The organism is Mesorhizobium sp. M7A.T.Ca.US.000.02.2.1 (genome assembly GCF_003996995.1).
Lineage (GTDB): Bacteria > Pseudomonadota > Alphaproteobacteria > Rhizobiales > Rhizobiaceae > Mesorhizobium.
Window position 1 is genome coordinate 1 of sequence record NZ_RZTT01000119.1, and the last position, 14,997, is coordinate 14,997.

The following is a 14,997-nucleotide window of genomic DNA, read 5'->3' on the forward strand; positions in this document are numbered from 1 at the left end:
GCCTGGATGCAATGCGCGATCTCGACGAATTGCCGCTCGGCGATCGTCAGGTTGGAAACGAGTTGCGAAGGGTCGAGCGTGAGGCCGAGTTCGCCAAGGGCCCTGGCGGTCTGGCTTTTCATCGCGGGATAGTCGATCGAGCCGAACCGTGTCGTCGGCTCCCGGCCGAGAAACATGTTCTCGGCGATCGACAGATTGGGCAGCAGCGAATGCTCCTGGAAAACGGTCGAAATGCCGGCATCGAGTGCGGCTCGCGGCGACTTCAAATCGAGCTTCTCGCCGTTCATGAAGATCTCGCCGGAATCGGGCTGATGCACGCCCGCCAGGATCTTCATCAACGTCGATTTGCCGGCGCCGTTCTCGCCCATCAGGGCGTGGACGCTGCCCGCCTTGAGATCGAGGGAAACGGAATGGAGCGCCTTGCTCCCTCCGAATGCCTTCGAAATGTGGGACATCTCGATAAGATTGGTCACGAAACCCTCGAACGAACCGGATTCGACAGATGGAATGGCCTGCGGGGAATGCTTGTCCACTCTCCGCCAGCCACGGCGCCGTCACTTCTTGCCGTAATATTCCTTGAGCTTGTCTTCTGGCAGTTCGCTTGGCCACCAGACATTGGCGGTGAGGTCATCGCGATAATATTTTTTGGCCTTGTCCTGGTCCCATCCGTCGGGATTGTAGACATAGCGCTTGTAGAGCTGCTTGCCTTCCAGAAGGGCAACGGCGGCGCGCACGCCGGCCGCACCTTGGGCGGGGCTGTATTCCGGCGAGATCGACTTGAACCCGTCCGTGATCCACTGGCCGAAATAGCCATTGTTGCCCTCGCCCGAAATCGGCGGAACGGGCGTGCCGAACTGCTTGAAGACATCGACGCAGGCGCGCGTCATGTCAGCGCCGGACGACCAGATGCCGTCAACCTGTGGGTTGTTCAGATAAAGCGTCTCGCACAGCTTCTTGGCCTTGTCGTACTGCCAGTCACCATGCTCCTCGGCGATGATCTGCACATGCGTGCCTTTAAGTGATTCCAGTAAGCCGTTGTAGCGGTTGGTGTCTTCCGGATGGCCGGCTAGGCCACGCAGGACCCAGATCTTGCCGTTGTCGCCGACGGTCTTGACCAGCCAGTCGCCCATCACCTTGCCGAAATGCTCGGCGCCGCCCTGGATTTCGGTGGTGTAGGCGTCGGAATCGATGCGGCCGGTGTGAAGGATGACCGGGATGCCGGCGGCGACCGCCTTGGCGATGCTGGCATTGGCCGATGTGCTGGTCACCGGCTGAACGATGATCGCGTCGACATGCTGCGCGATCAGGTCCTCGATGTCGGCCACCTGCTTTTTCTGGTCGAAGCCGGCATCGAGCAGGATGAATTTCGAGATGCGCTTGTCCTTGGCCGCGGCGTTCTCCGCCTCATGCGCCACCTGTACTGTCCAGGTGTTGGCGTTGACGCCGAAGTCGCTCATGCCGATGACCCAGGGCGGGTCCTTCTTGAACGCACCGGCCGCGGTCATGCGCGTGTCGTCGGGGCGCGGCGCCACGCCGTCCATCAGCTTGATGTCTTCCGCATGCGCCAGCGACGTCACGGCAAGCGTGGACGCAACGAGCATCCCCAGGCCGACGGTTTTCAGCAATCCTAACATTAAACTCTCCTCCTTGTGGTTGCCCCGGCCTACGAATTCGTATGGCCGGCCGTACGAATGCGTACGGCCATGAGACGCTCTCCCAATGCATGCTCGTTGTCGCAAACCGACCGATGCACGCAATTCTCCCGCCCCCGAACACATGCGTGCCGAAGCCCAATTCCTGCTGGACGATGATGACGGTCGAGAACTCCTCCGGGCACTTTAGAAGCACAGCGGATTCGCCCTGTCAATAGTTAGTCATGTTGAATGACTATTCCCTTGCTTGCCTTTCATCGCTCCTCTATCCATCATGATTGGCGCTCGCCGGCTTCGGCGCGCTGTCAGTCCCGGCGGGAAAAAAATGCGATCAGTCTTGTGCTACGGCGACTCCAACACGCACGGCCAGATCCCCGGCAGGGGGCCGCTCGAGCGCTATGGGCCGGGTGAACGCTGGCCGGGGATATTGCGTTCTCAGCTAGGCCCCGACTGGTATGTCATCGAGGAAGGATTGAGCGGCCGCACCACCGTCCACGACGACCCGATCGAGGGCGCCCACAAAAACGGCAGAACCTATCTTCGCCCCTGCCTGCAGAGCCATGCGACGCTCGACCTCGTCATCATCATGCTCGGCACTAACGATTTGAAGATCCGCTTCAACAAGCCGCCGTCGGAAGTGGCGATGGGGATCGGCTGCCTCGTCTACGACATCAAGGAGCTGGCGCCTGGGCCAGGCGGCTCGACGCCCGAGATCATGATCGTGGCGCCGCCGCCGATGCAGGACGACGTCAAGGAATGGAAGTCCATCTTCGCCGGTGCGCCGGAGAAATCGCGCCTGCTCGCGCTCGAGTTCGAGGTTCTGGCGGACTCGCTCGAACTCCACTTTTTCGATGCCGGCTCGGTGGTCTCGTGCAGCGAAGCGGACGGCTTTCACATCGATGCCGAGGCGCACAGATTGCTGGGCACCGCACTTGCCCGCGCGGTCGATGCCATCGGCTGGAGCCGCTCGACATGAGCAACACTACAGCCACCGGGCAACGAGCTCTAACCGACGGGGCGACCCTTGCCTGACATGAGGTTCGCACCACCCAATCCCTTGCGCATCGCCGATCGTGCGAGCGGGCTGAATGCATTGAGCGTCCGCAGCTACAATGAGCGGCTGGTGCTGTCGCTGCTGCTTCAGAACGAGGGCATTTCGCGGATGGAAATCGGCGAAAAGACCGGTCTGTCGGCGCAGACGGCCTCGGTCATCGTCCGCTCGCTGGAACAGGAAGGCCTGGTCTCGCAGGGCGAAGCGCAGCGCGGCCGCGTCGGGCCGCCCACCATCCCGCTTTCACTCAATCCGGAGGGCGCCTATGCGGTTGGCGTCGGCTTCAGCCGCCGCAGGATCGACATCGCACTCATCGATTTCATCGGCACCGTGCGCTTCCACACGCAATTGCCGGCGGATGAAGCCAATCCCTTTCCGCAAAGCAGCGATCTGTTCGGCGCGATCAGGCAAGCCATGACCAGCCTGCCGGTCGAGGCGCGCAGCCGGGTTGCCGGCATCGGCCTGGCCGTTCCCGACGATGTCGACACGATGGCTGCAACACGCAACGGATCGAGCACCTCGCTGAAAGCCTTGCAGGGGGAGATCGAGGAACAGATCAAGCTGCCGGTTTTCGTGCAGAACGACATCACCGCGGCGGCCGGCGGCGAGAGCATGTTCGGCGTCGCCAAGCCGCTCAACGACTATTTGTTCTTCTATCTGGGAGCACGGCTGCAGAGCAGGCTCATCCTCAACCACCAGATCTACAAGGGAAACTCCAGCGCCAGCTTCGATCATGGCCTTGTGCGCCTGGAGAGCGAACTGACCAAGCGCCGGCGCCCGTCCGAAATCATCTGGAGCAGCAGCCCCGAGTGGCCTGACCTTGGCGAGGCCTACAGCGAATGGCTAGGGGAATGCTCCAACCGCCTGAAAGCCTCTATTTCCGCACTGACCCAGTTTGTCGAATTCAGGACGGTCGTCCTGTCCAGCTACGCGCCGCAGAAGATCGCCAAGGCCTTGTGCGCCGACATCGGCCGGGAATTCCCCGGCATCGAAGCGCTGCCCGCGCGGGTCAGCATCAGCCCGAAGGCCGTCGGCGCGGCAAGCCTGCCATTCAGTTCGCGCTTCATGATCCAGTGATCGAGCCGAACCGGCGTTGCCGGTCGGCCGATTACGGGCTCTCTGCAGGTCCATCGATGATTTTCAAATGACAAGGCGATTCCGCTTGCCAGGACGCCTCACTTAATAGCATGTTAAGTGAACCCTGAGATCGCCATGAAAATCGCTGCGGATCACGCACTCAACGACAATGCCGCAACCAGCGCCGAAGCGCGCCGCTCGACGGTATTGGGCGATCGCATCAAGGCCTATCGCACCACGCGGCGCCTGACGCTGCGCCAGCTCGGCGACATGATCGGCACCACCGCCAGCTTCCTGAGCCAGCTCGAGCGCGGCCTTTCGGGTGCCAACACCAGCACGCTGATGCTGATCGCCAACGCGCTCGGCATCAGCCTCGCCGATCTTTTCGACGAACGCGAGGTGTCGCCGCACGCGGTGCTGACACGGGCCGAACGGCCGGCGCTGCCGACCAGCGAAGGCTACCGCAAGACGCTGCTGTCGCGCCGGCCGATCCGCGAGATGGAAGTCTATTGCGGCGAGTTCGCCGTCGGCGGCTCCACCGGCGACGTGCCCTACACGCATGGCAACGCGAACGAGATGTTCCTCGTGCTGCGCGGACGCGTGCAACTGACGCTCGGCGACGAGAGCTTCACCCTCGAAGAGGGCGACAGCATCGAATATTCGACCTCGACGCCGCACCGGACGATCAATGTCGGCGATGCGGTGGCCGAAGTGCTGTGGATCATTGCGCCGCCGACAAGCGGCGCCGTCGACCTCGACCAATATGTAGCCCGGAAAACGCTCGCGCCCGGTCTGCCAAAATCAAACAGCGAGCCATCGGAGGGTTAGAAAATGGGAAGCAGATCAAGATTGGCCGGGTTTTTCGGCGCCGCCGCACTGGCCTTGCTTGCGGCCGCCGCTCACGCGCAGAACGCGCCGCCGGCCGGGACCGTGGTGGACGGGTCGCTGAAGGGCAAGACGCTGACCTTCGTCTCGTATGGCGGCATCTACCAGGACGGCCAGGTTGCCGCGCTTAAGGAATTCGTCGACAAGAGCGGCGTCAAGCTCTTGAATGACGGACCGACCGAAATCGCCAAGCTTCAGGCGCAGGTCGAATCAGGCAATGTGACCTGGGATGTCGTCGACACGGATGATTTTCCGCCCTTCGTGCATTGCGGAAAACTGTTCCAGAAACTCGATCTGACCAAGCTCGACATCTCGCACATCCCGCCCGGACAGGTCGGCGAGTGCAGCGTGCCGGCGATGAATTACGGCATGGTCCTGATGTACAAGAACGACACGTACAAGGACAATCCGCCAAAGGACTGGAAGGATTTCTTCGACACCGCGAAATTCCCCGGCACCCGCGCCATCGACGGCAGCGGCAGCCCGCTCGGCGGCCTGATCGAACAGGCCATCCTGGCCGACGGCGGCAAGGTCGACGCCATGACGCCTGCCGATATCGACAAGGGCATCGCCAAGATCAAGGCGATCGGCCCCGACACCATCTTCTGGAAAACCGGCGCAGAATCCCAGCAGCTTGCCGAATCCGGCGAGGCCGACATGATCATCATGTGGACCGGCCGCGCCATGACGGCGGTCAAGAATGGCGCTGCCTATACGCCGGTGTGGAAGGACTGGCTGGTCGTCATGGATCAGCTGACCATCCCGGTCGGCGCCAAGGACCCCGATGCCTCCTACGCGCTGATCAACGCCTATCTCGGCAAGAAGTCGCAGGAGATCCTGACCGAGCAGACCTCCTACTCGCCGATCAACAACGAGGCACAGCCAAAGGTCGACGCGTCCGTCGCCGCCTTCCTGACCAACACGCCGGACCACGCCAAGCTCGGCTATCAGCAGAACATCAAGTTCTGGGTCGCCAACTTCGCCGCTGCGTCCGACAAGTGGACGGCGCTGATGGCCGGCAACTGAGCCGGCTACCACTGAGGTGACGGCGTGAGCCAGACATCGCATACGCCGACGGCCGGGGGTGATTATCCCCGGCCGTCAGGTGCCGTGCAGGGGCCGCAGCGGCGCCTGCGCCTTGCCGCCTATCCGTCGCTGCTGGCGATGCCGGCCCTGCTCCTGCTTATCGCGGCTATGGGCTATCCCTTGCTGACCGTCACGCTGCGCAGTTTTTCGGACCCGGCCTGGGGCCTGCAGAACTACGTCTGGTTCTTCTCCACGCCGGTGAACGTCACCGTCCTGTGGCGCACCTTTTCCATCGCCGCCTGGGTCACCATCGTCTGCGTCATCGCCGCCTATCCCTATGCCTATCTCATGACGGCGGTCGGGCCGCGCCTGCGGCTGGTCCTCATCCTGTGCGTGCTGGTGCCGTTCTGGGTCAGCGGCGTGGTGCGCACCCTGGCCTGGGTCATCCTTTTGCAGGATTCCGGTATCATCAATTCGGTCATCAGGCTGCTCGGCTTTGACGGCGTGAAGCTGATCCGCACGCAGACCGGAGTCGTCATCGGCATGGCGCAGGTGTTGCTGCCGTTCATGATCCTGCCGCTCTATTCTGTCATGCGCGGCATCGATTTGCGCCTCGTGCAGGCGGCGCGCAGCCTCGGCGCGCGGCCCGCACGTGCCTTCCTGCAGATCTATCTGCCGCTGTCGCTGCCAGGCGTCTTCGCCGGCGCCATCATCGTCTTCATCCTGTCGCTCGGCTTCTACATCACCCCTGCCCTGCTCGGCGGCCCGCGCAGCACCATGCTGTCGACGCTGGTGCAGAGCCAGGTGCTCAGCCTGCTCAACTGGGGACGCGGCGGCGCCATGGGGGTCGTCCTGCTGGTAGCGACCTTCGTGCTTCTGGCGCTCGCCGCACCGCTGATGCGCCAGCGCCACAAGCAGGCGGCCAGATCATGAGGCTGGCCCCCTTCCGCATCCTGCTCGGCCTGTTCTGCCTGCTGGTCGCCGTGTGGCTGGTCATGCCGACGCTGGTCATCATCCCGATGTCGTTCAACGAGAAGAAGTCGTTGGCCTTCCCACCCTCCGGTTTCTCCTGGCAGTGGTACGCGAATTTCTTCACCAATCCCGATTGGCTGTCGAGCTTCTTCAATTCGCTGAGGGTCGCGGGCCTCGTCGCCGTTGCCGCCACGCTGATCGGCACGCTGGCGTCGCTTGGCCTCAGCCGCATGAAACATTCCGGCGCCGGCCTGCTGCGCGCTATCCTGATCACGCCGATGATCGTGCCCGGCGTGGTGCTGGCGATCGGCATCTATGCCGTTTACCTCGACTACCAGCTTGTCGGCACCACCACCGGCTTCGTCATCGCGCACACGATGCTGGCGATCCCCTTCGTCATCATCGCCGTATCGGCAAGCCTCGAAGTCTTCGACGTGCGGCTGGAAACGGCGGCGGCCAGCCTCGGCGCCAACCGCTTCACCACATTCCGCACCGTGACCATGCCGCTGATCGCGCCCGGTATCCTGTCCGGGCTTTTGTTTGCCTTCGTCACCTCCTTCGATGAAATCATCGTCGCGCTGTTCATCACAAGCCCCTACCTCAAGACCTTGCCGGTGCAGATCTTCACCAGCATCACCCGCGACGCCGACCCGACGGTGACGGCCGTCGGAACCATCATCTTCATTGCCACGACGCTGATCATCAGCGCCGGGCTGATCATCAGCTCGAAATCGACGAGGAGTTGAGATGACTGCGAGGGAACGTGGCGCGGCCATCGACATCAAGGGCGCAACCAAGCGTTACGGCAATTTCACCGCGCTCGATGATGTCAGCCTGCATATCGAGCCGGGCGAGTTCATGACGCTGCTGGGGCCCAGCGGCTCCGGCAAGACGACCACGCTCAACGTCGTTGCGGGCTTCACCGACCTCACCGCAGGCGATCTTGCCGTCGGCGGCAAGAGCATCGTCGCCCTGCCGGCGCACAAGCGCAACATCGGCGTCGTCTTCCAGCACTACGCGCTGTTTCCGCACATGACGGTCGGCAAGAACGTCGCCTATCCCCTCACCTTGCGCGGCATGGACAAGCAGGCGCGCGACCGTCTCGTCGTACGAGCACTGGACATGGTCAAGATGGCCGATTTCGCGCATCGCTATCCCTCCGAACTTTCCGGCGGCCAGCAGCAGCGCGTGGCGCTGGCGCGTGCCATCGTCTTCGATCCGCCGCTGCTGTTGATGGACGAACCGCTCGGCGCGCTCGACAAGAAACTGCGCGAATGGCTGCAGCTGGAGATCAAGCGGATCCACCGCGAACTCGGCACCACCTTCGTCTATGTGACGCACGACCAGGAAGAAGCGCTGGTGCTCTCCGACCGCATCGCTGTGTTCAATCAGGGCCGCATCGAACAGGTCGGAACCGGCCGCCAGCTCTACGACGAGCCGACGACCTTGTTCGTGGCGAAGTTCATCGGCGAATCGACCAGTTTGCGCGGCGAGGCCCAGGCGTCCGGAGACCAGACCAGCCTGACGATCGCCGGCCAGAAGATCGTGGCCTACGGCAAGCTCGCCGGCGGCCGCAAACCGGTGGTCCTGCTGCGGCCGGAGAAGCTGTCGCTTGCCGGCACCAACACGCCTCCCGCCGCCGGGCAGAACAGCCTCACTGGTGAGGTCAGCGAAGCGATCTATCTGGGGTCGGGTTCGAAATACCAGGTGACGCTTCGCGACGGCTCGGTCGCCATCGTGCGCTCGTCGCTGGAAGCCACACCGTTCTCGATTGGTGACACGGTCGATCTGCGCTGGTCCGTCGTCGATGCAAAACTTCTTGCCGACGACGACCGCGCCGACATGACGATGACCTGACCGCTTTTCCCCGCAGGATTTTTAGACATGGACGCCAAAGTCAACGGCAACGTCTCGTTCTGGTATGCCGACATCGGTCTGCCGGCCTACCGCGCGCCGCTTCCAGGTGATCTCGAAGCCGATGTCTGCATCGTCGGCGCCGGCTACACCGGCTTGTGGACGGCTTATTATCTGAAGAAGGCCGATCCTTCGATCCGCATCGCCATCGTCGAGAGGGAGTTCGCCGGCTTCGGCGCGTCGGGCCGAAATGGCGGCTGGCTGTCCGGCGGCTTCAGCTGGTCGCGCGAAAAATATCTGCAGACCTCGACGCGCGGCGCCGTCATCGACATGGAAACGGCCATGCATGGCACGGTCGACGAAGTGATCGAGGTGACAGAGGCCGAAGGCATCGATGCCGACATCCGCCGCGTCGACAATCTGACGGTCGCCACCAACCCGCCGCAGCTCGAACGGATCAAGGCCGCCTATGCCGATGCGATCGGCTGGAGCGTGCCGAGCGAGCGTGTCAGCCTGATCGGTCAGGAAGAGGCCAGAGCCCGCATCAACATCAAAAATGTGCTTGGCGGTTATATCCACCACGGCACCGCGCGCGTGCAGCCGGCCAAGCTGGTGCGCGGCCTGTCCGAAGCCGTCGAACGCATTGGCGTGCCGATCTACGAGCAGACCACCGTGACCGGCATCGAGAAGGGCAAGGTCACGACGAGCCGCGGCACCGTGCGCGCGCCAATCATCATCCGTGCCACGGAAGGGTTCACGGCCGGCATACCAGGCAATGAGCGGCTCTGGCTGCCGCTCAACAGCGCGCAGATCATCACCGAGCCGCTGCCGCAATCGCTATGGGACGAGATCGGCTGGGAGGGCCATGAGCTTCTCGGCGACGCCGCGCACGCCTATTGCTATGCACAGCGCACCAGGGAAGGCCGCATCACCATGGGCGGACGCGGCGTGCCCTACCGCTACGGCTCGCAGACCGACGTGCGCGGCCAGACGCAGCAGGCGACGATCGAAAGCCTGCACGCGATCCTCATCCGCCTTCTGCCACAGACAGCCAAGCTTCGCATCGACCACGCCTGGTGCGGCGTGCTGGGCGTGCCCCGCGACTGGTGCACGACGGCCGGTCTCGACCCTGAGACCGGCATCGGCTGGGCCGGCGGCTATGTCGGGCTCGGCGTATCCAGTTCCAACCTGTCGGGCCGCACGCTGCGCGACCTCATCCTGCGGCGCGACACCGAACTGACCCGACTGCCCTGGGTCAACCGCCAGGTCAGCAAGTGGGAGCCCGAGCCGATGCGCTGGCTCGGAGTCCATTCAATGTATCAGCTCTATCGCGTCGCCGACGAACGCGAGGAGGCCGGCCTCCAGCACACGTCGAAACTCGCCGCGATCGCCGACCGCATCACCGGGCATTGAGCCTCGGAGCGACTCCAAAACTTTCTGCTTTTTCAGTGCCTGCCCGGAGACTGCCATGACCGATTTCCAGACCTTCTCCCATCTCGCCTCGATCGATCTCGGCGAGCCCGAGCCCAAGCCGACCTCGATCAGCGGCAATCAGTTCGAAGCAGCGAAGACGCTGTGGACCTCGCCAGACAGCACGTTGGAAGTCGGCGTCTGGGAGTGCACGCCGGGCCGCTTCACCGCATCGCGCGACAGCAATTCCGAAACGTGCCACATCGTGTCAGGCCGGGTCTCGCTGCATGGGTCCGATGGCCGCAGCAAGGACGTCGGCCCGGGCGAAATGCTGGTGCTGCCGAAAGGGTGGAAAGGCGAATGGACGATCCACGAGAAGACGCGGAAGCTCTATATCCTGCACTTCGAGGCGTGAGCCGACGTCCGCTTTGGCCGAAGCCTCCCCAACTTCGTCATCCTAGGGCGAAGCAGGAGCGAAGCTCCGTCGCGGAGACCTTGGGATCCATTCCGTGACAGCCATCGAGGAATGCAGCGGAACAGAATTCTGCACCGCTGCAGCGCTTTGAGGTCGCGGCATGTATCCCTTGGGCTGCGGAGCAGCTCCAGGGGTCTGCGCCGCGTTGCTACGCTCCTTGCTCCGCCTGTGGATGACGAAGCGATGGGCGCTACTCGTCGTCCAAACCGCCGGCCGTCGGCTTGCCTTCTATCGCCTGCCGCAAGGCGTCGTTGATGCGGTCCTGCCAGCCCGGCCCATCCTCCTGGAAGTGGTCCAGTACGGCGCGGTCGATCCGGATCGAAACAAGCTCCCTGACGCCTGGAGCGGCCGGCGGCTCGCGCACCGGAGCGGCCGGCTTCTTCACCGGTTTGAAAGCCGCCTCGGCGGCCGCCATCGGATTTGTCGGTCGGCGCGGGGGATTTGCCATTGGGATGACCCTGACTGAGACGATTCGTGCGCAGCACGCTTGCGCCACCATAGCCCAACCAGCGCCGTCGCGCAGGCCCATTTGGTCGGGACGATCACTCGGCTGCTTGAAGACTCTGCGCCTCGATGATGACCCTGATCTCGGCGCGGCAGGAGCCGCAATTCGTGCCGGCATGCAGGGCCGCGCCGATTGCCGCGACGCTGCCGCAGCCGCGGCGCACCGCTTCGACGATCTGGTTGGCGCCGACGCCGAAACAGGAGCAGACAATGGCGCCGCGATCGACGTCGACCCCGCCCGGCCGTCCGGCCACGATCGCCAGCCTTCCGCGCCGGTCGACATGATCGGCACTTAACTGTTCCGCCGCCCAGCCGCGCGACACGGCGACCGGGCCGGGCGCGACGAACAAGGCGCCTGACAGTTGATCGCCGTCGAAGGCGGCGATGCGATGCTGGCCGGCGTCGCAGTCATGATAGGCGAGCATTTCCGCACCCGGTGACGCGCCGAACAGTGACCCGGCAAAGCCGACCCAGTCGATGTCGTCTTCGGCAAAGGCAAGCTCGACCCGCCAGCCGCCCTTGCATTTGGCCACGGCCCAATAGGCCGCGGCATCGGGCGACGGCCTATGCCGCGTCACCGCAAAGCCGAAGGCTTTTGCGGCGAATTTCTCGATGCGGGCGGCGACATGTTTCAGCGCCGGCTGGCCGGAAATGGGATCGGTCAGCGGCGCGGTCAGCGTGTCGAGCCGGCCCTTTGCCGAGAACTGATCGGTCCAGTGCATCGGCGCAAACAGGCTGCCCTGGCGCTGGCGCGCCGTCACCAGCGCGCGGACCAGCACGTCACCGCGCGGGCTGGAAACGCGCACGATGTCGGCGTCACCGATGCCGAAGCGCTGCGCATCCACCGGGTGGATCTCGACGAAGGGCTCGGCGATGTGCTGCGAAAGCCGCGGGCTTTTGCCGGTCCGCGTCATGGTGTGCCAATGGTCGCGGATCCGGCCGGTGTTGAGGATCAGCGGATAGTCGGGACTGGTGCGGACTTCCGTGGTCGGGCGGATGGCGATGAAGCGCGCCTTGCGATCGGGTGTGTAGAAATTGCCGTCGGCGAAGAAGCGAACCTGGAGCCCAGTCGTGCCGACCCCTTCTGGCCTGCCGGCCATTTCCCCCTCGAGGGGGGAGACTAGCAGCTTTGACACCGGCGCTTCTTCCGCAGCGTTGGCGATTGGCGAAAGCCGAGCGGCAGGCTGATCTCCCCCCTTGAGGGGGAGATGGCCGGCAGGCCAGAAGGGGTCGGCACGACCGGGCGCCGGCCACTGGAACGGCTCAAGCGTTGCGTAGGTCTCGCCATCAACTCCGCCGTAGACGCCAATATCGAAATCCCGCACACCATCATTCTCGAACCCCGACAGCGCTGCGTGTTCAGCAAAAACTTCCGCCGGCGTCGCATAGGAAAACGCCTCGCCGAACCCCATCCGCTGGCCCACCTCGGCGACGATCCGCCAGTCGGGCAGCACCTCGCCGGGCAGCTCCAAAAAAGCGCGCTGGCGCGACACCCGTCGCTCGGAATTGGTGACGGTGCCGTCCTTCTCGCCCCAGGCGGCGGCGGGCAGCCGGACATGGGCATGGCGGACGGTGTCGGTCCGGGCCAGCACGTCCGACACCACCACGAAAGGGCACGCCTTGATCGCCGCTTCGACCGCATCGGCGTCCGGCATCGAATCGACCGGGTTGGTGGCCATGATCCACAGCGCCTTGATGCGCCCGTCAGCCAGCGCCTGGAACATCTCGACTGCCTTCAGGCCCGGCTTTTGCGCGATATCAGGCGCGCTCCAGAAGCGCTGCACGCGGTCGCGATGGTCGGGGTTTTCGATCTCCATATGGGCGGCGAGCATATTGGCCATGCCGCCGACCTCGCGGCCGCCCATGGCGTTGGGCTGGCCCGTCACCGAAAACGGCCCTGCTCCGGGTTTGCCGATGCGGGCGGTGGCGAGATGGCAGTTGATGATGGCGTTGACCTTGTCGGTGCCGGATGACGACTGGTTCACACCCTGGCTGTAAACCGTCACCGTTTTCGCCGTCGCCGCAAACAGGCTGTAGAAACGGCCAAGCTCGTCCTCGCTCAGGCCGGTGGCGGCCGCGACGCCGGCCAGGTCGAGCGCGGAGGCCGCGAAAAGCGCTTGCCCGAAGCCGGTCGTGTGCGTCGTGATGTAGGCGCGGTCGAGCGCGTTGTGCCGGCCGAGATAAGCGAGCAGGCCCGTGAACAAAGCGACGTCGCCATCGGGCGCGATCGCCAGGTGCATATCGGCGATGTCAGCGGTCATGGTGCGACGCGGGTCGACCAGGACGATCTTCATCTCCGGCCGCTTTTCCCGGGCAGCCGCGATGCGCTGGTAGAGCACGGGATGGCACCAGGCGAGGTTGGAGCCGACCAGCACGATCAGGTCGGCCAGTTCCAGATCCTCGTAGGTTCCCGGCACGGTGTCGGAGCCGAAAGCGCGGCGGTGGCCGGCGACCGAGGAGGCCATGCACAGGCGCGAATTGGTGTCGATGTTGGCCGAGCCGACAAAACCCTTCATCAGTTTGTTGGCGACATAATAGTCCTCGGTCAGCAACTGGCCGGAGACATAGAAGGCGACCGCATCGGGCCCATGCTCGGCGATGGTCTGCGAGAAGGTCGAAGCGACCAGGTCGAGCGCCTCGTCCCAGCCGGCGCGGCGGCCATGGATCTCCGGATGAAGCAGCCTGCCGTCGAGGTCGATGGTCTCGGCCAGTGCCGAGCCCTTGGAGCAGAGCCGGCCGAAATTGGCCGGGTGGTCGGGGTCGCCACGCACGGACACCTCACCGTCCGCGGCGACCTTCGCCAGCACGCCGCAGCCCACCCCGCAATAGGGGCAGGTGGTCCTCACCTCGCGCGCTTCGTCGATCTCCATTGGTCAGGCCGCGCGGCTGGCCAGCGCTTCCAGCGCAATGAACAGATGCTCGCCTTCGACCCGCACCGGAATGGTGCGCACCGCGCCCTCGTCGGCGCCGAGCGCCTTGCCCGTCTCCAGCGAAATCACCCAATTGTGTAAGGGACAGGTCACCGCCGCACCGTGCACGATGCCCTGGCTGAGCGGTCCACCCTTGTGCGGGCAATGGTCGTCGATGGCATAGACCTGATCGTCGGCGGTGCGGAAGACGGCGATCTTGCCTTCCGGGGTGGCGACGCAGCGCGCGCCGCGGCGGGGGATGTCGGCGATAGAGCCGATGGCGATCCAGTTCATGATTGTCACTCCGCCGCCTGCGCAAACCCGACCGAGGCCATCGGCCGGAATTCGTGCTTGTCCTTGCCGGAAACGCGTTCCGACCACGGATCGACCTGGGCGAATTTCTGGCTGAAGACGAAGCGGTCGTAATAAGCCTTGCGCTTCTCGCCATCGTCCATGATCTGACGCTTGATCTCGGGGATGCCGATGCGTTTGGCCCATTTGTAGATGCGCTCGAGATAGCGGCCCTGCTCGCGATACATCTGCGTCAGCGCCACGATATGCTCCAGCGCCTCATCCTCGGTCTTGACCAGGCCGAGCACCTCGGTGCCCTTGATGTCGAGGCCGGCCGCGCCGGCAAAATGGATCTCGTAACCACTGTCGACACAGATCACGCCGACATCCTTGCAGGTCGCCTCGGCGCAGTTGCGCGGACAGCCCGACACCGCCATCTTGACCTTGGCCGGCGTCCACGAGCCCCACATGAATTTTTCGATGCGGACGCCAAACCCTGTCGAATCCTGCGTGCCGAAGCGGCACCAGTCCGAGCCGACGCAGGTCTTCACCGTGCGCAACCCCTTGGCATAGGCGTGGCCGGAGACGAAGCCGGCCTGACCGAGATCGGCCCACACTGCCGGCAGGTCCTCCTTGCGGATGCCGAGCATGTCGATGCGCTGGCCGCCGGTGACCTTAACCATCGGGATTTCGAACTTGTCGACGACGTCGGCGATGGCGCGCAGCTCCGCCGCGTTGGTGACGCCGCCCCACATGCGCGGCACCACCGAATAGGTGCCGTCCTTCTGGATGTTGGCGTGGACGCGCTCGTTGATGAAGCGCGACTGGTAGTCGTCGGCGTACTCGTCCGGCCAGTCGCAGACGAGATAGTAGTTGAGCGCCGGCCGGCAT

14 protein-coding genes and 1 pseudogene are annotated in these 14,997 nt (G+C 64.2%); 9 read left to right on the top strand and 6 right to left on the bottom strand.

Going from position 1 to position 14,997, the window contains the following annotated elements; genetic code table 11:
* Both EOD15_RS13815 and EOD15_RS13820 read right to left on the bottom strand, forming a co-directional pair.
* The coding region (locus EOD15_RS13815; protein ID WP_148129547.1) for an ATP-binding cassette domain-containing protein at positions 1 to 473 on the bottom strand (473 nt) is incomplete at its 3' end.
* Positions 474 to 554: 81 nt separating this feature from the next.
* Positions 555 to 1,634, bottom strand: coding sequence for a substrate-binding domain-containing protein (locus tag EOD15_RS13820; RefSeq protein WP_023809403.1), 1,080 nt, complete (start codon positions 1,632 to 1,634; stop codon positions 555 to 557).
* Positions 1,635 to 1,977: 343 nt separating this feature from the next.
* Between EOD15_RS13820 and EOD15_RS13825 the strand changes: the two genes are divergently transcribed.
* From EOD15_RS13825 to EOD15_RS13865, 9 genes are all read left to right on the top strand, one after another.
* Positions 1,978 to 2,628 (top strand): SGNH/GDSL hydrolase family protein, encoded by a 651-nt coding sequence (locus EOD15_RS13825; protein ID WP_023809404.1) that lies wholly within the window; start codon positions 1,978 to 1,980, stop codon positions 2,626 to 2,628.
* Between the two features lie 57 nt (positions 2,629 to 2,685).
* On the top strand, positions 2,686 to 3,780 hold the full coding sequence (locus EOD15_RS13830; protein WP_127326628.1) for an ROK family transcriptional regulator: 1,095 nt from the start codon (positions 2,686 to 2,688) through the stop codon (positions 3,778 to 3,780).
* Positions 3,781 to 3,915: 135 nt separating this feature from the next.
* Positions 3,916 to 4,608 (top strand): XRE family transcriptional regulator, encoded by a 693-nt coding sequence (locus EOD15_RS13835; protein ID WP_127319887.1) that lies wholly within the window; start codon positions 3,916 to 3,918, stop codon positions 4,606 to 4,608.
* A gap of 3 nt (positions 4,609 to 4,611) precedes the next feature.
* Positions 4,612 to 5,691 (top strand): extracellular solute-binding protein, encoded by a 1,080-nt coding sequence (locus EOD15_RS13840; RefSeq protein ID WP_127319889.1) that lies wholly within the window; start codon positions 4,612 to 4,614, stop codon positions 5,689 to 5,691.
* A gap of 24 nt (positions 5,692 to 5,715) precedes the next feature.
* The gene (locus EOD15_RS13845) at positions 5,716 to 6,624 is read left to right on the top strand and encodes an ABC transporter permease (protein ID WP_127319891.1); all 909 of its coding nucleotides are present in this window, start codon (positions 5,716 to 5,718) and stop codon (positions 6,622 to 6,624) included.
* Positions 6,621 to 7,409, top strand: coding sequence for an ABC transporter permease (locus EOD15_RS13850; protein ID WP_127319893.1), 789 nt, complete (start codon positions 6,621 to 6,623; stop codon positions 7,407 to 7,409). Before EOD15_RS13845 ends, EOD15_RS13850 begins: the two co-directional genes overlap by 4 nt.
* Position 7,410: 1 nt before the next feature.
* Complete coding sequence (locus EOD15_RS13855) at positions 7,411 to 8,520, top strand: ABC transporter ATP-binding protein (protein WP_127267128.1); 1,110 nt, start codon at positions 7,411 to 7,413, stop codon at positions 8,518 to 8,520.
* A 27-nt stretch (positions 8,521 to 8,547) separates the two neighbouring features.
* Positions 8,548 to 9,930 (top strand): FAD-binding oxidoreductase, encoded by a 1,383-nt coding sequence (locus EOD15_RS13860; RefSeq protein WP_127319895.1) that lies wholly within the window; start codon positions 8,548 to 8,550, stop codon positions 9,928 to 9,930.
* 55 nt (positions 9,931 to 9,985) lie between these two features.
* The gene (locus tag EOD15_RS13865; RefSeq protein ID WP_127319897.1) at positions 9,986 to 10,342 is read left to right on the top strand and encodes a cupin domain-containing protein; all 357 of its coding nucleotides are present in this window, start codon (positions 9,986 to 9,988) and stop codon (positions 10,340 to 10,342) included.
* 250 nt (positions 10,343 to 10,592) lie between these two features.
* On the opposite strand, the gene EOD15_RS13870 is transcribed toward EOD15_RS13865, so the two are convergent.
* The 4 genes and pseudogenes from EOD15_RS13870 to EOD15_RS13885 form a co-directional block, all read right to left on the bottom strand.
* Positions 10,593 to 10,850 (bottom strand): BrnA antitoxin family protein, encoded by a 258-nt coding sequence (locus tag EOD15_RS13870; RefSeq protein WP_127319899.1) that lies wholly within the window; start codon positions 10,848 to 10,850, stop codon positions 10,593 to 10,595.
* Positions 10,851 to 10,944: 94 nt separating this feature from the next.
* Positions 10,945 to 13,776 carry a nitrate reductase gene (locus tag EOD15_RS13875; RefSeq protein WP_127319901.1) on the bottom strand — a complete coding sequence of 944 codons (2,832 nt, stop codon included), beginning with the start codon at positions 13,774 to 13,776 and terminating at the stop codon, positions 10,945 to 10,947.
* Positions 13,777 to 13,779: 3 nt separating this feature from the next.
* A complete protein-coding gene (gene nirD, locus EOD15_RS13880) occupies positions 13,780 to 14,109 on the bottom strand; it encodes a nitrite reductase small subunit NirD (RefSeq protein ID WP_127319903.1) in 330 nt (109 codons plus the stop codon).
* A gap of 5 nt (positions 14,110 to 14,114) precedes the next feature.
* Positions 14,115 to 14,997 (bottom strand): annotated as a pseudogene (locus tag EOD15_RS13885) (NAD(P)/FAD-dependent oxidoreductase); the annotation flags it as partial.